15 protein-coding genes are annotated in these 18,416 nt (G+C 70.1%); 7 read left to right on the top strand and 8 right to left on the bottom strand.

Translation table 11 applies throughout. The annotated features are described in order from the left end of the window. Positions 1-75 precede the first annotated feature (75 nt). The 4 genes from ATK30_RS19300 (at position 76) to trmB (ending at position 3,165) form a co-directional block, all read left to right on the top strand. Positions 76-984, top strand: a complete 909-nt coding sequence (locus ATK30_RS19300; protein ID WP_101436779.1) for an ABC transporter ATP-binding protein — start codon at positions 76-78, stop codon at positions 982-984. After that, positions 981-1,724 carry a hypothetical protein gene (locus tag ATK30_RS19295; RefSeq protein ID WP_101436778.1) on the top strand — a complete coding sequence of 248 codons (744 nt, stop codon included), beginning with the start codon at positions 981-983 and terminating at the stop codon, positions 1,722-1,724. The genes ATK30_RS19300 and ATK30_RS19295 overlap by 4 nt, the downstream gene beginning before the upstream one ends. 218 nt (positions 1,725-1,942) lie before the next feature. Then, complete coding sequence (locus tag ATK30_RS19290; protein WP_244194942.1) at positions 1,943-2,437, top strand: hypothetical protein; 495 nt, start codon at positions 1,943-1,945, stop codon at positions 2,435-2,437. 20 nt (positions 2,438-2,457) lie between these two features. Then, complete coding sequence (trmB, locus tag ATK30_RS19285; RefSeq protein WP_101436776.1) at positions 2,458-3,165, top strand: tRNA (guanosine(46)-N7)-methyltransferase TrmB; 708 nt, start codon at positions 2,458-2,460, stop codon at positions 3,163-3,165. A 209-nt stretch (positions 3,166-3,374) separates the two neighbouring features. Here trmB and ATK30_RS19280 read toward each other — a convergent pair whose 3' ends face one another. Next, the gene (locus ATK30_RS19280) at positions 3,375-5,645 is read right to left on the bottom strand and encodes an FtsX-like permease family protein (RefSeq protein WP_101436775.1); all 2,271 of its coding nucleotides are present in this window, start codon (positions 5,643-5,645) and stop codon (positions 3,375-3,377) included. Further along, the gene (locus ATK30_RS19275; protein ID WP_101436774.1) at positions 5,642-6,337 is read right to left on the bottom strand and encodes an ABC transporter ATP-binding protein; all 696 of its coding nucleotides are present in this window, start codon (positions 6,335-6,337) and stop codon (positions 5,642-5,644) included. The genes ATK30_RS19280 and ATK30_RS19275 overlap by 4 nt, the downstream gene beginning before the upstream one ends. Before the next feature lie 187 nt (positions 6,338-6,524). Here ATK30_RS19275 and ATK30_RS19270 point away from each other — a divergent pair, with 187 nt between their 5' ends. From ATK30_RS19270 to ATK30_RS19260, 3 genes are read left to right on the top strand one after another with little or no spacing between them, the layout of a single operon-like run. Next, a complete protein-coding gene (locus ATK30_RS19270) occupies positions 6,525-8,327 on the top strand; it encodes a histidine kinase (RefSeq protein ID WP_101436773.1) in 1,803 nt (600 codons plus the stop codon). After that, a complete protein-coding gene (locus tag ATK30_RS19265; RefSeq protein ID WP_101436772.1) occupies positions 8,324-8,974 on the top strand; it encodes a response regulator in 651 nt (216 codons plus the stop codon). The genes ATK30_RS19270 and ATK30_RS19265 overlap by 4 nt, the downstream gene beginning before the upstream one ends. A 30-nt stretch (positions 8,975-9,004) precedes the next feature. Then, positions 9,005-10,312, top strand: a complete 1,308-nt coding sequence (locus ATK30_RS19260; protein ID WP_101436771.1) for an amidohydrolase family protein — start codon at positions 9,005-9,007, stop codon at positions 10,310-10,312. 187 nt (positions 10,313-10,499) lie between these two features. Here ATK30_RS19260 and ATK30_RS19255 read toward each other — a convergent pair whose 3' ends face one another. From ATK30_RS19255 to ATK30_RS19230, 6 genes are all read right to left on the bottom strand, one after another. Further along, positions 10,500-11,177 (bottom strand): SDR family oxidoreductase, encoded by a 678-nt coding sequence (locus tag ATK30_RS19255; protein WP_101436770.1) that lies wholly within the window; start codon positions 11,175-11,177, stop codon positions 10,500-10,502. 52 nt (positions 11,178-11,229) lie between these two features. Continuing rightward, on the bottom strand, positions 11,230-12,912 hold the full coding sequence (locus ATK30_RS19250) for a hypothetical protein (RefSeq protein WP_101436769.1): 1,683 nt from the start codon (positions 12,910-12,912) through the stop codon (positions 11,230-11,232). Between the two features lie 85 nt (positions 12,913-12,997). Beyond that, complete coding sequence (locus ATK30_RS19245) at positions 12,998-14,404, bottom strand: DUF7850 domain-containing protein (RefSeq protein WP_101436768.1); 1,407 nt, start codon at positions 14,402-14,404, stop codon at positions 12,998-13,000. 54 nt (positions 14,405-14,458) lie between these two features. Continuing rightward, the gene (locus ATK30_RS19240) at positions 14,459-16,540 is read right to left on the bottom strand and encodes a PhoX family protein (RefSeq protein WP_167441954.1); all 2,082 of its coding nucleotides are present in this window, start codon (positions 16,538-16,540) and stop codon (positions 14,459-14,461) included. Between the two features lie 159 nt (positions 16,541-16,699). Next, positions 16,700-17,920, bottom strand: a complete 1,221-nt coding sequence (locus tag ATK30_RS19235) for an MFS transporter (RefSeq protein WP_101436767.1) — start codon at positions 17,918-17,920, stop codon at positions 16,700-16,702. Then, on the bottom strand, positions 17,917-18,402 hold the full coding sequence (locus ATK30_RS19230) for a MarR family winged helix-turn-helix transcriptional regulator (RefSeq protein ID WP_101436766.1): 486 nt from the start codon (positions 18,400-18,402) through the stop codon (positions 17,917-17,919). Before ATK30_RS19230 ends, ATK30_RS19235 begins: the two co-directional genes overlap by 4 nt. Between the last annotated feature and the right edge of the window lie 14 nt (positions 18,403-18,416).

Genomic DNA, 18,416 nt, shown 5'->3' with positions numbered 1-18,416 from the left:
TCCGGGTCGCCATTCGGGGGGCGGCCCGGATCTTTTCGTTTCGGTAGAGTTCGGATCCACGAGAAGGGGGGCGGCGTGCTCGAAGCGACCGGACTCAGCAAGTCCTACGGCGGCACCGTCGCGGTGCGGGACCTGACTTTCACCGCGCGGGCCGGTCGCGTCACCGGATTCCTCGGCCCGAACGGGGCGGGGAAGTCCACCACGATGCGGCTGCTGCTCGGGCTCGACGCGCCCACCGCGGGCACCGCGCACATCGAGGGCAAGCCGTACCGGCAGCTGTCCGATCCGCTGCGCACGGTCGGCGCGCTGCTCGACGCGACGTGGCGGCATCCGGGCCGCTCCGCCCGCCAGCACCTGCGGTTCCTCGCCGCGACGAACGGACTGCCGGACCGGCGCGCCGACGAGGTCCTGGAGCTCGTCGGGCTGTCCGCGGTCGCGCGCAAACGGGCGGGCACGTTCTCGCTCGGCATGCTGCAGCGGCTCGGCATCGCGACCGCACTGCTCGGCGACCCGCGCGTGCTGCTGTTCGACGAACCGGTGAACGGCCTCGATCCGGAGGGCGTGCAGTGGGTCCGCCAGTTGCTGCACGGGCTCGCCGAGGAAGGCCGCACGGTGTTCGTGTCGAGCCACCTGCTGCCGGAGATGGAGCAGACCGCGCAGGATCTCGTGGTGATCGGCCGCGGCCAGCTCATCTACCAGGGCACGATGGCCGAGTTCGTGGCCCGCGCCGGATCGCGCGGGGTCCGGGTGCGCACGCCGCACGCCGAGGCGCTGCGAAACGCGCTCACGCGGCAGCGAGTGGTTTTCACCGAGGATTCCGGTGCGTTCTTGGTGTCCGAAATGGACAGTGACGCGATCGGTGAGCTCGCCTACGCCGCGGGCGCGACCCTGCACGAGCTGAGCCCGCTGGCCGGTTCGCTCGAGCACGCCTACCTCGAATTGACCGGCCAGGCAGCCGAATTCACCAGTGGAGGTGCGCGGTGAATATGCTGCGGGCGGAACGGATCAAGCTTTTCAGCACGCGCGCGCCGTGGTGGTGCGCACTGATCGCGGTGGCCGCGCCCATCGGGTTCACCGCGATGTTCCTCGGGCTTTCCGGGGCCGAAATCACCGCGGACGTGAGCAATACTCAGCTGGCCACGGGCACCGGCCGCACGGTCGCGCTGGTGCTGGCGGTGCTCGCCGCGACAGCCGACTTCAACTGGGGCACGCTGCGGCTCACCTTCCAGGCGGTGCCGACGCGGACGCCGGTGTTGCTCGCCAAGGGCGCCGTCGTGTTCGTGGTCTGCGCGGTGCTCGGCCTGCTCGCCGGAGTCGGCTCGTGGGGGATGGCGCATCTCGTGCGCCCGGACGCGGACCTCAGCCTGCACTCCGGAGCGGACTGGCGCCTCGTGTTCGGCCAGATCCTGACCTTCGCGCTGACCGGACTGCTCGGCGTCGGCGTCGGACTGCTGCTGCGCAGTTCCGCGCTGGCGCTGGCGATCGTGCTCGTGTGGACGCAGCTGGTCGAGGGCCTGGTGCTGCTGATTCCCAAGATCGGCAGCGATCTCTACCAGTGGATGCCGTTCTACGCGGCGTCGCAGTTCGCCGGTGGCGATTTCACCAGGACCACGCTGAAACTGTCGCCACCTTTCGGGCCGTGGGGTTATCTCGCGTATTTCGCGGCGATCAGCGCGGTGTTGTTCGCCGCCGGCGTGGCCACCGCGAATCGGCGGGACGCCTGACCTGCACGTGCACATTCCCGATTGCTCAGCAAGCATTCGGATTAAATTCACGTAAACCGGTGTGGCTTCTCTCACAGCGAGCGGACATACTGTCAGAAACCCACGGATATTCAAGGCAGAGCCCCGTCTCAGCTCTCCGGAGGTGAACCGTGACGGTGGACGTTGATCAGAAATCCGTTTCCCGCGACGCTGCGGTACCGACTCCCCGCCTCGAACCGATGCTGGACCTCGAATGGTCCCAGGCGATCGAACTGCCCCGGTTCGCGCTGCCCGCGACTCGGCCCGCGGAACTGCGCCAGGCGTGGGTCCATCGCGCCCCGGAGGACGCCGTGCTCGGGCTGTACCGGCGGGCGAGCGGAGACGACGACGCTCTGCCCGCGCCGTGGTGGCTGCGCGCGGTCGCGAGCGGACGGCTCGAATCGCGCGAACTCGGCTTCCGCATCGAAGACCGGGTGGCGCAGCTGCTCGGCAAGCGGATGGGCTGGGAGTTCGTGCCGTGGGCGGCCGACGGCGAATCCGGGTACTGGGAGTTCATGCCGTCCGAACGGGGCAAGTCCGGCCATTCCATCCCGACGACCGTGCTGAACACCGACCGGCACGACGGCTGGATCGACGTCCTGCCCGCGCATTCCGCCCGCGCACCGAAGCCAGTGGCGGTGGCCGGGCTCGCCGGACTGCGCTCCCGGCTCGGGGAGTTCGAAGCGGTCCGCTGACCCGCCCGTATGTTGTCCGGGTGGAAAACGAGGACCAGCCACGGCTGCGCAGCGTGGTCAGTTACGTCAAACGCGGCGGGCGGATGACCGTCGGCCAGCAGCGGGCCTGGGAAGAACACTGGCCGCGGCTCGGCCGGACGGTGGCGCAGCTGCCGGAAGGCCCGGTCGACTTCACCGAGTGGTTCGGCCGCGAAGCGCCGGTCATGCTGGAGATCGGATCCGGCATGGGCGAGACGACCTCCCAGCTGGCCGCCGCCGCGCCGGAGCTGAACTACGTGGCCGTCGAGGTGTACGACCCCGGGCTCGGCCAGCTGATGCTGCGCGCGGAGAAGCTCGGCGTGACGAACCTGCGGCTCATGCACGGCGACGCGGTGGTCCTGCTGACCGATCACGTCGAGCCCGGGACGCTGTCCGGCGTGCGGCTGTTCTTCCCGGACCCGTGGCCGAAGAAACGCCACCACAAGCGGCGGATCGTGCAGCCGGAGTTCGTGGCGCTGATCGCGTCGCGGCTCGCGCCCGGCGGCACGTTCCACATGGCCACCGACTGGGAGCACTACGCGGAGCAGATGCTCGAGGTGTGCTCGGCGGAACCCGCGCTGCGCAACCGGTACGCCGACGAGCCCGGCGGCTGGGCGCCCCGGCCGGAGTGGCGGCCCGTGACGAAGTTCGAACAGCGGGCGGACCGGGAGGGCCGGGTTTCGCACGATCTGATCTTCGAGAAGCGCTGACGCTGGGAAGGTCCGTGAAGGGCCCCTTGAGGGAATTAGATTCCCTCAAGGGGCCCTTCACGGGCTTCTGCGCCAGCGGGGAGCCACGCGAGTCAGCGAAGCGAGCCGAAACTGACGAAGGGCCGTTGCCGGGTTCCCATCCCCGGCAACGGCCCTTCGCTCCCTTCACCCCCGGTGCCGCCCCTCCCCCGACGAGGGGCGGGCGCCAGCTATTCGTCGGCCAGTGGTTCCGCCTGCACTCGCCGCAGCGCGGGCGTGCAGACCGACGCGCCGAGCAGGGCCACCCCGATTCCCAGCACCACCGGCGCGGCGATCCACGGGCTGAACACCACCGACCCCCGTTCCATCGTCGCCATGAACAGCCCGAGTCCGACCACCACGCCGGTCACGCCGGCGCCGATGGTCGCCACCAGCGCGGGCAGCGCGGCCTCCATCCGCAGCGCCCGCGACAGCACCCGCACTGGCGTCCCCGCCGCCATCAGCGCGCCGAACGTCCGCCGCCGGTCCATCACCGAGCCCGCGGTCGCGACCGCCGCACTGCAGCCGGCGAGGATGCCCGCCGCGACGAGGCCGATCACCGTGACCCGGCGCAGGTCGCTGAGCTGCACCTGCTGTCCGTAGAGGTACTGCTCGCGGCTGCCGATTTCCTGCCCGACCGCGTTGGGCACCAGCGCGGTCCGCACGACCTCACGGTTGGCCTCGGCGGTCGGCACGACAAGCGTGACCGTGCTCGGTTTGACGCCGGCCGGCACCGCGGACGGGTCGATCACGTACTCGCCGGAGTTGCTGTGCTTTTCCGGGTGATACGTACCCGTGGTGACAGCGCCGAGCGGGGTGCCCGTGCTGTCCTCGCCGCCGTACCGCGCGACCCGCAGGTTGTTCGTGTCCAGCTGGTACGGGGTGTACAGGCCGACTCCCGGCTTGCAGTCCTGCTGGGTGATCCCGAGCCGGGTCAGCCTGGCGGCGTCGGTGCAGGTCATGACGTACGCGCGCTGCATCGACCGGTAGTTCCCCTCGCCCTGCATCACGTAGACGCTGGCCACCGGTACGACGCGTTCGGACAGTCCGGCCTTCGCGAGCGTGGCGTTGGTCCGCTCGGTCGCTTCGGGGGCGCGGTCCGCGTTGACGTCGACGTACAGCGCCGAGTCCACGTACTGACGCCCGCCGCCGGCGAGGGCTTCGATCGACGGCAGCAGGGTGAGCGCCATCGACCCGGTGAACACCGCGAGCACGATCCCGGCCGAGGCTCGGTAAGAGCCCTTCGGATCGTTGCGCAGCCGACGTCCTGCCAGCAGAGACGACGGCCGCCGCCAGATCCGCACGAACGTGCCGCCGACCGCTGAGGTCACCCACGGTCCGACCACCATCGCCGAAGCGACCACCAGCAACAGGCCGACCAGGACCAGGTTGCCGCTGCCGCCGCTGCGCGCGCCGAAAACGGTGTAGAAGAAGAACAATCCGGCCGCGGGCAGCGCGAGCAACCGCCACCAGCGCAACGGTTTCACGGTGTGCCCGCCGGTCGCGAACAGCGGTGTCGTCACCACTCGGCGCAGGCCGAGCACCCCGGCGAGCACCACGAGCAGCGGGACCAGCAGCACGGCGAGCACGGTCAGCCCCACTGGCAGCGAGAAGTCCGCGGCGAGCCAGGTCCCGCCGTCCCACGGCACGAACGTGGCCAGGCCGCGCAGCGCCGGGCTCAGCAGCAGGCCGAGCAGAGCGCCGATGCCTGCCGACAATCCGGTTTCGGCGGCGACCATCGCGGTCACCTGGCCGGGAGTCGCCCCGGCCAGCCGGATCGCGGCGAGCCGCTGTTCGCGGCGGGCGGCGGTGAGCCGGGCCGACGACGCGACGAGCACCAGGCTCGGCACGAGCAGCACGATGATGCCGACCCAGGACAACACCGTCAGGAGGCTGTCCGGACGTCCGTGCCCGGTCGGGAAGGACGAGGCCGGGTAAGCGTCCTGGCCGGGCTGGTCCTGGTGTCCGTACGGGCGCATTTCCTGCGGGCTGTGCCCGACGAGCGCGACGAGCTGTTCCGGGTACCGCAGCGCCTCGTCGCCGAACGCGTCGACCGGCTTGCCGAACCGGTTCCCGAGCTGATCGGCTGGGGTGGCGTTGAGCAGTTTCCCGAGCGCGGGCGACACGATCGTCTCGCCGGGTCCGGGCAGCTGCGGGATGCCCGGCGGCAGCCGCAGCAGGTCGGCCCGGCCGGTGACCGCGATGTCGACGCGGGCGACCTGTTTGCCGTCGAAGTAGTCCTTGGAGGAGTTGACGAGCAGGGCGTTCTGCTGGCCGGAGTCGTAGCGGCCGCTGTTCTGCCACAGCGCCCGCTGCTCGCGGGCCTGCGTGGCGTACGGCAGTGTCGCGAGCAGCAGGACGAGCCCGGTCGCGACGGCGACGCCGAGCGCGGTGAGGATCGCCGAGGTGCGGGTCCGCCGGTCGCCGCGCAGCACCCGCAGGGCGAGCTGGAACGGGTTCATGCCGCGAGCCTCGTCGCGATCAGGCCGTCGCGGATCGCCACGGTGCGCGGCATCGATTCGGCGAGTTCCCGGTCGTGGGTCACCACGAGCACCGCGGCTCCGGACGCCTGGGCGGCGGCGAGCAGCGCGTCCATCGTCTCGCGGCCCGTGCGGGTGTCGAGCGCGCCGGTCGGCTCGTCGGCGAAGATCACCTTCGGCCGGTGGGTGAGCGCGCGGGCGATCGCCACGCGCTGTGCCTCGCCGCCGGAAAGCTCGCCGGGACGCCGCGCTTCCTTGCCGGCCAATCCGAGGGTGCCAAGCCATTCCCGCGCCGCGGCAATCGATTCGCCACGAGTTCCGCCGGCCAGCAGCGAAGGCAGTGCGACATTCTCTTCCGCGGTCAGCTCGGAGACGAGCATTCCGGACTGGAAGACAAAACCGAATTCGGTGCGACGCAGTTCGCTGCGCCGCTTTTCGCCGAACTGGTCGATCCGCTGTCCCTGCAACCAGATTTCGCCGCTGTCGGCGCGCAGGATCCCGGCCAGCACGTGCAGCAGCGAGGTTTTGCCGGAGCCGGACGGGCCGACGATGGCGATCGCCTCGCCCGGCTGGACGTCGATGTCGATTCCGGCCAGCGCGTGCTGCTGCCCGTAACGCTTCACCAGTCCGCGTCCCGACAACACCGGTCCGGCGCTCAGGTGTGGATTCGTCATCCGCCAGCTCTCTCCCTGTCTCCGTCATTCGTCTTCGACTGCGACGGAAGGCAGCTTCTCGGATTCGAGCGGGTGTCCACTTCGGGCAGACGGCCGGTACCTGACCGGCCTGCCTCGGCCGATCGGCCGATGGCGACGAACCACGTGGCCAAGGTGCGCGCGGGCACGAATCCTCTACCGTCACGGTGTGCCGCACACCCCGCCGTCGAAAACGTTCGCCGCGCGAGCGACCGAACTCGCCCGCCGGCTCGACATGTCCGTGCTCGTGTTGTTCGCCGCGTTGGCGTTCGACCTCGTGTTCGTGACCGACGCGGCGCTCGACGACATCGGCCCGAAGTTCGTCGATCTCGGCCTGTTCCCGGGCATTTTCGCGATGGCGGCATGCGCGCTCTGGGCCCGCAAACGCGCGGCGGTGGCGGGCGTATTCGGTGCGCTGGTGCTGATGTTCTGCACCTTCGCCATCCGCTATCTGAACATCCCGGCCTATTCGAGCGTGCTGGCGAACCTGTCCATCACCGAGGTGGTGGCCGGGATCGAAATGGTCTACTTCCTCGCCCGCCGGGCCCGTCCCGGGGTCGCGTTCGCGGTGATCAGCGCACTGGTCATGGGCGCGCTCACCGCGGTGTTCGGCCGCGGATACGACAGCAGGCTCTACACGAGCAACGTCTTGCAGTCGCTGCTCTTCGGGTTCCTGCTCCTCGTCGCGGCGGTGACCACCGGCGCGGTCGGGCGTCCGCGCCGCGAACGCGACCCGGCGACCGTGGAACGGCTGCGGACCATGCACCGGTTCACCGAACTGGTGCGCGGCCAGTGGCCGTTGATCGGCATGCTCGGCATCGGCGTGCTGGTCGAATTCGGCTACACCTACGAAAGCGGCAGCCGCGGTTTCCCGCTGCTGGCCTGCTCGATCGGCGCCGCCGCGGTCACCGCGTTGTCACCACGCCGTCCGCGGGATTCGATCCTGGTGGTGGCCGGGCTTCTCCTGCTGTCCGCGCTGATGACGCCGTTCCTGCATCCGAGCCACAGCTACCAGCTGCTCGGCGGCATTCCGCCGACTCAGATCGTGGCCGGGTTCGGCGTGGTCGTGAACGTCGTGCGGGCCGTGCCGCTCGCCCGGGCCTGGCCGCGGATCGTCGTGCTGTCCGGCGTGGTCGCGATCGGCACGATCCTCAACTTCAGCCAGTACCGCCCCGGCCGCCTGCTCACCGACCCGGCGACGCTCGGGACGCTCGCCACCGTCGGGGTGCTGCTGCTCGGCATCGCCATCGCGATCGGTCTGTACCTGCGCTCGCGCGATTCCGAACGCGCGCAGGTCGTGAAATCAGCGGTCACCGACGCGCAGACAGCCGAGCGGATGGCGCTGGCCAGGGAACTGCACGACGTGGTCGCGCACCACGTGACGGGGATCGTCGTGCAGGCGCAGGCCGCGCGGATGATGGGGGAGAAGAACCCGGAGCTCGCGCTGGAAGCGATGGGCCGGATCGAGAACGCGGGCGTCGAGGCGCTCGCCGCGATGCGCCGCCTGGTCCGCAGCATGCGCGGCGACGCACCGGCCGGTTCCAGCGAGTTCAACGAGCAAGCGACCACCGACCTGGCCGCTGACCTGCACAAACTCGTCGACGCGGGCAACCACGGCATCCCGACGCAGCTGCGGCTCGACCTTCCGGCGGACCTGCCGCACGAGGTCGGCCGGTCCGCGCTGCGGCTGGTCCAGGAGTCGCTCACCAACGTCGGCAAGCACGCCTCGGACGCCACCGAGGCGCTCGTGCTGGCCGAGGTCGTCGACGGCGAACTGCACTTGCGGGTGACCGACAACGGCAGCGGGCAGACTCATCGTCCGGCTGGCGGGTCGGGCGGATACGGTCTGGTCGGCATGCGCGAGCGCGTCGCGCTGCTGCACGGCAGGCTTTCGGCAGGCCGCGAGCCGAACGGCGGCTGGCGGGTCGAGGCGTGGCTGCCGCTCGAGGCGAACGGGGAGACAGACGGGTGATCCGGGTACTGATCGCGGACGACCAGGAAATGGTGCGGATGGGTTTCCGCATGATCCTGGACGCCCAGGACGACATCGAGGTGGTCGCGGACGTGCCGGACGGGGTCTCCGCGGTCGCCAAGGCGCGTGAACTGCGCCCGGACGTCTGCCTGCTGGACATCCGCATGCCGGGGCTGGACGGGCTGGAGGTCACGCGGCAACTGGCCGGCCCGGACGTCGCCGACCCGCTGAAGGTCGTCGTGGTCACCACCTTCGACCTCGACGAATACGTGCACACCGCGCTGCGCAACGGCGCGAGCGGCTTCCTGCTCAAGGACGCCGGCCCCGCTCTGCTGATCGAGGCGGTGCGCGCGGCCGACCGAGGCGACGCGCTGGTGTCTCCGCAGATCACCGTGCGGCTGCTGAAGCATTTCGACGGTGCCAGCACCAAGCGCGAGGCGCCGGCTCCGTCCGAGCCGCTGACCGCGCGCGAGCTGGACGTGGTGAAGGCCGCCGCGCGTGGACTCACCAACACCGAGATCGGCGCGGAGTTGTTCCTGTCGCTGTCGACGGTCAAGACGCATTTGGCTTCGGTGCAGGGCAAAGTCGGCGCGCGTAACCGAGTGGAAATCGCAGCTTGGGCCTGGCGTAGCGGCGTAGTGGATTAACCGCCACTGGGACGCCCGTACTATCTCGTTATGTCGCGTCGCTTCCACGCCCCGGTTGTTCTGCCCGCCGATCCGTCCTGCTCCCTGCTCCGTGACGCCGTCGTGGATGTCGACGACGCGGGCCGGATTTCGTTCGTCGGACCGGCTTCGAGCGCACCGGAATTCGCCGGCGAGGAGACCCGGCTGACCGGAATCCTGGTGCCCGGCTTGGTGAACGCGCACGCGCACAGCCCGATGACGCTCCTGCGCGGGATGGGCGGCGACCTGCCGCTGCTGCGTTGGCTGCGCGAGATCATCTGGCCGACCGAGGCGAAACTGAAGCCGGCGGACGTGCGCACCGGCATGCTGCTCGGATCGGTCGAAATGCTCCGGCACGGCGTGACGACCAGCGCGGAAATGTATTTCGAGGGCGAACAGCTCGTGGACGCGGTGCTCGCCACCGGCGGCCGCGTGCTCGTCGCGCCGCCGGTGATCGAACTGCCCGGCATGGACTGGCGCTCGACGCTGGCGGCGATCGACCGCTGGATCGACGCCGACGGCCTGCGGTTCGGTCCGGGAGAACGGATCGAACTGGGTTACGGCCCGCACTCGGCGTACATGCTGAACCCGGACGGACTGCGCGCGACTGCGGAATCGGCGGCCGCGCGGGGTGCGCTCGTGCAGATCCACGTCGCCGAGGCCGCCGCGGAGGATGTCGAGCAGCGCAAGGAACACGGCTCGGTGCCGAAGCTGCTGGATTCGCTCGGGATGTTCAACGGCCGCACGCTTGCCGCGCACGCGATCCATCTGTCCGATGAGGACATCGCGATCTTCGCCGCGCGAGGCGTCGGAATGGCGCACTGCCCCGGCTCGAACGCGAAGCTGGCGTCAGGGATCGCACGGATCAAGGACCTGCGCGCGGCGGGCGTCGCGATCGGCCTCGGCACCGACGGCCCGGCGTCGAACGACGACATCGACCTGTGGGAAGAACTGCAGCTCACCGCGATGCTGGCGCGGCTGGCCAACGATGACTCCACCGTGGTGACCGCGAAGGACGTCTTCCTGATGGCCACCCGCGGCGGCGCGGAAGCACTCGGCCGCGACGACCTCGGCGTACTGGAACCGGGCCGCTGGGCCGACCTGGTGCACGTCGACCTCGACGACCCGGCGTTCGCCGCCGGCCTGGACGTGCCCGACGAGCAGCTACTGGCGAACCTCGTGTGGGCCGCCGGATCTCGCCGAGTGCGCGACGTCTGGGTGGCAGGCGAACAGGTAGTCGCCGACGCCGAACCGACCCGAGTCGACCGCCGCGAAATCCAGGCGACAGTCGCCGACACCGCCGCCCGCCTACGCGCCTGACCCGAAAACCCCACCAAACCGCAGCAGACACACCCGCCAACCAGGCACCCAGCCCCCGCCCTGCACCCCGATACGAAGCCTCCCTGCGGTTGGCGGGTGCTTGTCAAGGCATCTTTCCCGCCTTGACAAGCACCCGCCAACCGTCAGCACACTTGGGCTTCGGGGTGCCCCCACGCAGCCCGTCGGATCAGCGCGGCCGAACCTGAATCTCCGTGAAGTGCGCCTCCGGAGTAGCCGTCACCGCGGTAAGCACCGCCGTCGCCACGGAATCCGGCCGCAAGTACTTGTCCGCCTCGTACGCGCCGCCTTCCTGAGCGCGGGCCTCGCGTTGCATGTCAGTGTCGGTGCGACCGGGAAAGACAGACGTCACACGCAGACCCGGTTCCTCCGCCCGCAGTGAGTCGGCGAAGGCGCGGACGGCGAATTTGCTTGCCGCGTAAGGGCCCCAGCCCGGGCGAGCGGTGTAGCCAGCACCGGAGTTGATCACCACGACGTGGCCGTTCGCGGCGCGCAGCGCGGGCAGCAGCAGCCGGGTCAGTTCGGCCACCGCGATGACGTTCACCTCGAGGTTCGTGCGCCAGACGGAGGACGGCGAGTCCGCGACCGTGCCGATTTTGCCGATGCCCGCGGAGTGGACGAGCACGTCCAGCCGGTCGATCTTGCCGGCCGCGGCTTCGAGGGAAGCGGCGTCGGTGAGGTCGACCGGCCACGGCTCGGCGCCGGGCAGTTCCTCGGCCACCTTCGCGAGGGCGTCGGTGTCGCGGCCGCCGAGGAGCAGGCGGTGCGTCGGGGAGAGCTGGTGCGCGATAGCGGCGCCGATGCCCCGGGAGGCACCGGTGATCAAGGCGAGCGGGAGGTCGGTCATACCGGCCACGGTAGGCGTCTGCCGCTGATTCGCCAGTCCGGGGAGTCGTCGGTCACTTCGCCGGGGCGCACTGCGCCGCGGCCCACGGATCGCGGGGGTAGCGGATTTCCGTCCGGTGCACCGCGCCGGTGAAATTGTCGATAAACCGACTCCAGGTGAGGGGTTCGCGGGTCGAGGCGAGCACGTCCTGAACGTCCGGGCAGCGCAGCGCCTGGCGGGCGGCGTCGAGTTCGGCGGGCTGGAATATCCGGATCTGGCCGTCGGTGGCGTAGTCCCCGCGTCCGGCTTCGGCGACCTCCCAGGCCCCGACCAGCCACTTCGAGTGTCCGGGACGGCCGTTGGGGATCGACGACGAGTGCGAGGCGAGATCGCTTGCCAGGCCGTAGCCGTCGTGGATGCGCACGTCGAGCGGCGCGATGTTGCTGATCGCGCCCATGCTGTCGGCCGCCATGGTCACGTACGGCCGGTCGGTCGGGAAGCGGAACCACTGCTTCACGTCGCCGTAGCTGTAGACGAGCACCGCAGGCTGCTTCGTCGCTTCCACCGCCTCGACGGCGCGACGGATGACGTCCTGTCCGAGGTAATCCGTCGCCAGCACCGGGTGCTCGTGTCCGGTCGCCCAGGACCAGTACGCGCGTTCATCGGTGACGCTCACCGCGAGATGGGTGCCTTCGTACGGCACACGCAGCCAGCCGCCCGCGACTATCGCCCACACGGCGACCCCGGCGACGAACGCGATTGTCTTCCGGGTCACCGGGATCGCCATGACCGGAAGCAGCAGCACGAACAACGCGGGCAGCAACATCCGGCCGTGCATGAAATCGCCGCCGACGCGCACGACGTACAGCGCGAGCAAAACCGCGCCCGCCAGCGAAGCCAGCAGCAGAATCCGCGACCGGCGAACCAGGATCGCGGCAATCACCAGCAACAGCAACGGAATCCACAGCACGTACGGGTCGAGCAGATCAGCCAGGTACTCGAAGCCGCGCGGCCAGTCGGCGTTCGCCGCTTCCTTGGCGAGCGCGGTGTTCGGGGTGAGCAGACCGTAGTAGCCCATCCGAAACACCTGGTATGCCAACGGAATCGCGATCCCCGCGCCGAGCCAGCCAAGCGCGGCAAACCATCGCGGGCGGCGCAGCAGCACGAGGGCGACGAAGCCGATCACGCTGAACAACGCCAGATCCGGTCGCACTAGCGGGCCTAATCCGAGCACGATCGCAGTGGCAACCGGCGCTTTGCCGCGCACCAGCAGCCACCAGCTCAGCCCGAGCCACAGCAACACCAAACCGGTTTCCAGCCCGGAGGTCGCGAAATCGCGGAACGGCGGAAGTGCGCACACGACCAGCGCACCGGCGGGGGCCACTGGTCCGGCGTAGAGCCGACGGCAGCCGTCGAGGCCGAAGAAAAGGCCGCCGACCGCGCACAGCAGGCCGGTGATCACCGCGATCCATTCGAGCGGCGGCCCGGGGATCGTGCCGACGCCGGCGAGAAGCCAGGTCCACAACGGACTCGTGCTCGCCTCGACGCGCTCGCCGATGTTGAACACCGGACCGTTCCCGGCCAGGATCTGCCGGACGGTGCGGAGCACGAGCAGCCCGTCGTCGCTCATCCACCGGCGATGCCAGGCGAGCACCGTGTACAGCACGAGGACCGCCGCGGTGGCGGCCCACGTCCAGGCCATCGGGCGGCGATACCACGGGTGCGGGTCGTCGAGCGCGCCGGCGGCCGCGGTCATGATTGGTCCAGACCTCCCCGAGACGTGGTGTTCAGCCACAGTCTCGCATCCGCCGGGAAGCGACGCTCAGTGGTCGCCGCCGAGGTCAGCGAGCGGACGCGGCGGAGGCGGTCGGGGCGGGTGGCGCGGTCGGGGTCGGGGGTGCGGGCGGGACGGTCGGCACGGGCGGGGCGAGGCCGATGTCCAGGTCCATCCGCTCGCGGTCCTTGCCGCCGAGGGTGAACAGCGAGGTGCAGCCGGTCGCCGGGTCGACGGCCGAGTCCATGCCGGGCGCACCCGCACCGCGCTGGGTGACGGTCAACCCGTCCGGCAGCTTCGACACGTCGAAGCACACCTGGTAGGTGCCGTCCTTGCGCTGGTCGAACAGGTAACTGCCGTCGGCGTTCGTGCGTGCGGTGGCGAGAGTGCCGCCCGCGCCGTCCTTGAGCGTCACCGGCAGATCCGGGAAGCCGGGTTCGTCGTCGTCCTGTATGCCGTTGCGGTTCAGGTCTTTCCACGCCCGGTCGCCGATCTTGCCGACCGCCGGCTGCGGCGTGACGGTGACCGTCGCGGTCGCCTTCTGCTCGGCGAGCGGCCCGCCCGGACCGGAGCCAGTGACCTTCGCGGTGTTGACGTGCCCGTTGTCGTCCTCAGTCAGGTTCGGGTGGTCGCAGGTGAGCTCCCGCGACGCGCCGGCCGCGAGGCCGAACGCGCCGGGAAGCCCGGAGCACCACGGGTCTTTCACGAGCAGCCCGGTGAGCGGCTCGGAGCCGGTGTTGGAGATGGAGATGCGGAAATGCGCGGCGTCGCCGGCCGGGATGGCAGCCGACGGGCCCCACGTTCCGTCCGCCGGATTCCGTACCTCCATCTTCACCGCGAACGCGGCGAGAGCCACGTGCACGCAGTCCCACAGCACCCAGTTGTGGTTGGTACTGGCGAAAAACGAGACCGCCGCGGTGTCGTCCGGCGCGGTGACCGGCGGCACCTCCTGCTGCGCGAGCTTGCCGTCGGAGGCGATGTCGTGCGTCACCGCGACCGGTTTCTCCACTAGCACGCGGCCGGTGCGGTCGGCGAAGCGCAGCCCGGTGGTCGCGCTCGCGTGCGAACCGAGGCTGGATTGGGCCGTACCCGTCCACACCGACAACGCGTATTGGCCGCCGGGCACGGCCCTCACCTGCTGGCTGGCCGAGCTGACCCGGCCGTCCGGCGTCTGGATCTGGGCGTTGACGTGCCCGTCGACCGCGTACGCGGTACTGGTGACCAGCTTCGGCACCCGGTCCGGCGGGGTGCTGCGCGGAACCGGCGCGGCGGGGGTGAACAGGTACCCGCTCGGCGGTCCGCCGGGCGAACCGGCGTCCTCCACGCTCGGGTTGGCCGCGATGCCGCCGCAATCCGGGGCATCCTCGGCGGGCGCCGATCCGGGAGTGACGACGGCGAGCGCGCCGACCAGCATCGCAGTGCCCGCCGCCGCGCCCGCCGTACGTCCGATCGCGACTTTCCTTGCCCGCCTCACGCGGTGAAGCTAGACCCAGGAAGCCCGTTCGGCCGTGAGAAACACCCCAAAGTGTTACCGGCGGCCGATCTTGCCAGGCACTCCGAAGGCACCCTTCTTCCACACCGACACGATCGCCGGCCGCGGCTGCGAGGTGCCGCTGTCCGGCCAGTGCGAGGTCGGGTTCGCCGAACTCGGCGCGTCTTCGCCGGGATGCTGCACCGCGACGAGCACGAGGTTTTCGGTGACGACCGGACCGCACGTCTCGGCGCCGACCGGCACCGACAGGAACTGCTTCACGTGCCTGCGCTCGGGACCGGTCACCGGAACCGAGAAGAGGCCGTCGTTCGCGCCGAGGGTGTTGCCGTCGGTGGAGATCCACAGGTTGCCGTGCGGGTCGAACGCCACGTTGTCCGGGCACGAGATCGGGCTGACCTGGTCCTTCGGGAAGCCGCCGAAGTAGGTGTCGGCCGTGGCCGGGTCGCCGCAGACGAGCAGCAGCCGCCAGGAGAACCGGGTCGCGGCGGCGTCGCCGCGGTCCTCGTCCCATTCGAGGATGTGCCCGTTTTTGTTGCGGGTGCGCGGGTTCGCCTCGTCCGGGGCCGCCTTGCCCGCCGCGCCGCGGTCGGAGTTGTTGGTGAGCGCGGCGTAGATCCGGCCGTTGACCGGGTTCGGCTCGATGTCCTCCGGACGGTCCATTTTTGTCGCCCCGGCGCGGTCGGCGGCCTGGCGGGTGAACACGTAGACCTCCTCGGCGGTAAATCCGTCCACAAAGGACTTATCGCCGCTGGCAAGCGGAATCCACTCTCCGGTGCCGTCGAATTCGCCGTCGGCGGGCAGCTTGCCGGAACCGTCGATCTCGCCCGGGCTGTTGCCGGAGAACTTGGCGACGTACAGGGTCCCCTCGTCCAGCAGCGCCGAGTTGTGCCGCCGGGCGAGCGCGGAATTCCCCTTCTTGTACTTGCCCTTCGAGACGAACTTGTAGATGTACTCGAACCGCTCGTCGTCGCCGGAGTACACCGCGACCCGGCCGTCCGCGGTGATCTTGACGTTCGCCGCCTCGTGCTTGAACCGGCCGAGCGCGGTGTGCTTCACCGGCGTGGAATTCGGGTCGTTCGGGTCGATTTCGACGACCCAGCCGAACCGGTTGGGCTCGTTGGGCTCGCGCGAAACGTCCCAGCGCTTGTCGAAGCGCTCCCATTTGCGCGTGCTCTCGCCGGTGCCGACCGCGTACCGCTTGAGCCGCGCGGCTTCGGTCGGATCGGAGACCTTGTCGGCGTGGGCGAAGTACTGGTGGAAGTTCTCCTCGCCGGACAGCACGGTGCCCCACGGCGTGACACCGCCGGAGCAGTTGTTCTGCGTGCCGCGCACGCGCTTGCCGGTCGGGTCGGCCGACGTCTTGAGGTACTTCGAACCGGCCGCCGGACCGCGCACCTCGAAGATCGTGTCGAGCGTGATCCGCCGGTTCAGCGGGCTCGGCACGGTGCGCAGCGCGCCGCCGATCGGGTCGCGCAGCGTCTGCAGCACCGACAATCCGTGTGCCGCCCAGGCGATCTTCACCTGCTCCTCGGTGGGGTTGGCCGGGTCGTACTGATCGGCCGGGAACAGGTGCACCTCGGTGGTGTACTCGTGGTTGACCACCAGCAGATTGCGCAGGCCGAGCAGGTCCTGCGGGATCAGGCCGACGAAGTCGTTGTTGTAGCCGAACTGCTTGGCCTGCGCGGCGGCGGTCTGCTTGCGGAAATCGAACTTCGGCGCGCCGGGGACCACCGGGTCGCCCCAGCGGATCACCACGTGCTGGGCGTAACCGTCCGGGATGCTGACCGCGTCGAGCTTGTTCGGCGGCACCGGCGTGAAATCGGTGCCGGGCACCGCACGGCCCTTCGCCAGCGGGGCGGGAGCCTGGGCCGGGGCGGCCGCGGCAGCGGTGCCGGACAGGGCCGCGAACCCGCCCGCCGCCGCGGCCATCACCGCACCGGCCTTGAACACGCCGCGCCGCGAGACGCCCTTGGCGATGTCGCCGAAGTAGTCGTTGCCGGTCGGGTTCGGGGCCTCGTGCGCACACGCGTTGCCGCAGCGGTACTCGCAGGTGATCGGTGACCGGCCGCCGGAATGCGCGGTGAACAAGGGCAGCAGTCGTCCGGGCTCCAGGGACACGGGGCCTCCAGGGTCGCTTCTCGGTGGGAACGCAGCGACCGTATGCGGCGAAAACCCCCTGAATCGGACTAAAAGGTAAACAGGGAGTGTATTCGTTCAAAGACGACGATCGCCCCGAACAGACAGTCCGGGGGCGATCGCCGAGCGTTGCGATAAGGCTCAGAACTCCTCGTCGCCGACGAGCGCGGCCTCCTTCGGCACGGTGTGCGGGTCGGCCTTCTTCTCGCGCTGCGACAGGAGCACAGCGGCGATCAGGCACAGCACCGCGGCGATCAGGAACGGACCCTGCTCCCAGCCCATCCACTCGGCGACGTGGCCGACGAGCGTGGCCGCGATCGCGCCGCCGAACCAGCGGCAGAAGTTGTACCCCGCGCTCGCGACCGGCCGCGGCGCGTCGCTGATCGACATCGCGGTCCCGGTGAACAGCGTGTTCAGCAGGCCGGAGACCAGGCCGGACAGGATGATCCCGACGACCACCACCGGCTTGCTCGGGATGGCCAGCACCAGCATCAGCACGGTGTAGCCGACCACGGCCAGCGCCGCCGCGTGCCGTTCGCCGAAGCGGGCGGCCATCTTCGGGGCGAGCACCACGCCGGCGATCGCCACGCACAGGCCCCAGCCGCAGAAGATCAGGCCGACGGCGATGGCGTTCCAGCCGAGCACGAACGGGGACCAGGCGAGCACCGCGAAGAACGCGGCGGTGTACAGCGCCGAGGCGACCGACGTGCGCAGCAGACCAGGGTGCTTCAGCGCGCGGATCGGGTCGAGCAGCTTGATCGGTTCCCGCTTCTCGTGCGAGTCGCTCTTCAGGAAGATCGAGCACAGCACCAGCGCGGCGATCATCAGCACCGCGGTGCCGAGGAACGGACCGCGCCACGAGATCGTGCCCAGCAGCGCGCCGAGCAGCGGACCGACCGCGAGCCCGACCCCCAGCGCTGCTTCGTAAAGCAGGATCGCGCCGGATTGGCCACCGGTCGCCGCGCCGACGATCACCGACAGCGCGGTGGCGATGAAGAAAGCGTTGCCGAGTCCCCACACCGCACGCAGGCCGACAAGTTGCTCGATCGAACCGGCGGCGGCACACAGCGCGGTCGCGGCGACGATCAGAGTCAGCCCGACCAGCACGGTCCGCTTGGCCCCGAACCGGGCGGACATCGCGCCGGTGAAGAGCATCGCGATCACCTGCACGCCGAGATACGACGTGAACAGCAGCGTGACCTGGGACGGCGAAGCGTTCAGCCCCTTGGCGATGGACAGCAGGATCGGGTCGACGAGGCCAATGCCCATGAACGCGATGACCGCGGCGAACGCGGTGATCCACACCTGTTTGGGCTGGCCCTTGACCGCGTCCAGCAGGCTCGAGTGGTGCTCAGCGCTCATCGCGGATCAGTTCCTCCTTCAGACAGTACGGCGAGTTCCGCGGCGGGATCGTCACGGTGGAAGTCGGCGATCAGCTTCGTGAGTGCGGGAAGCGCGGCGTCGATGGCGGCGCGCTCGGCCGGGTCGAGACGGTCGAGCCGCGCCCGCAGCTCAGCCTCCCGGCCCGCGATCATCTCGGCGTAGAACCGCTCGCCTTCCGGCGTGGCCTCCACGAGCACGGCGCGCCCGTCCGCCGGGTCGGGACGGCGGGTCACCATGCCGAGCCGTTCGAGCCTGCGCACGACGTCGGTCATCGACGGCATCCGCACGCGCTCGAGACGGGAGAGCCGGCTCATCCGGCTCGGCCCGCGGCCGACCAGCTCCGACAGCACCGACCCCTGGGTCAGGGTCAGCAGCTGCGCGGATTCGCGGCGCACCAGGTAGTACAGCCGGAACACCACCGGCCGCAGCCGCTGCGCCAGATCACCCGTCGAGGAAGTCACTTAGCTAGGCTAAC

This window comes from Amycolatopsis echigonensis, from assembly GCF_002846615.1.
In the GTDB taxonomy this organism is placed as follows: Bacteria; Actinomycetota; Actinomycetes; order Mycobacteriales; family Pseudonocardiaceae; genus Amycolatopsis; species Amycolatopsis echigonensis.
This window is presented reverse-complemented; position numbering and strand designations above follow the sequence as displayed.

What these genes read in the sequence shown, in the direction of transcription:
- ATK30_RS19275 (WP_101436774.1), bottom strand. Translation starts at nt 6,337, where the DNA reads ATGACGAATCCACACCTGAGCGCCGGACCGGTGTTGTCGGGACGCGGA.
- ATK30_RS19290 (WP_244194942.1), top strand. Translation starts at nt 1,943, where the DNA reads ATGCTGGACCTCGAATGGTCCCAGGCGATCGAACTGCCCCGGTTCGCG.
- ATK30_RS19250 (WP_101436769.1), bottom strand. Translation starts at nt 12,912, where the DNA reads ATGACCGCGGCCGCCGGCGCGCTCGACGACCCGCACCCGTGGTATCGC.
- ATK30_RS19255 (WP_101436770.1), bottom strand. Translation starts at nt 11,177, where the DNA reads ATGACCGACCTCCCGCTCGCCTTGATCACCGGTGCCTCCCGGGGCATC.
- ATK30_RS19260 (WP_101436771.1), top strand. Translation starts at nt 9,005, where the DNA reads ATGTCGCGTCGCTTCCACGCCCCGGTTGTTCTGCCCGCCGATCCGTCC.
- ATK30_RS19235 (WP_101436767.1), bottom strand. Translation starts at nt 17,920, where the DNA reads ATGAGCGCTGAGCACCACTCGAGCCTGCTGGACGCGGTCAAGGGCCAG.
- ATK30_RS19280 (WP_101436775.1), bottom strand. Translation starts at nt 5,645, where the DNA reads ATGAACCCGTTCCAGCTCGCCCTGCGGGTGCTGCGCGGCGACCGGCGG.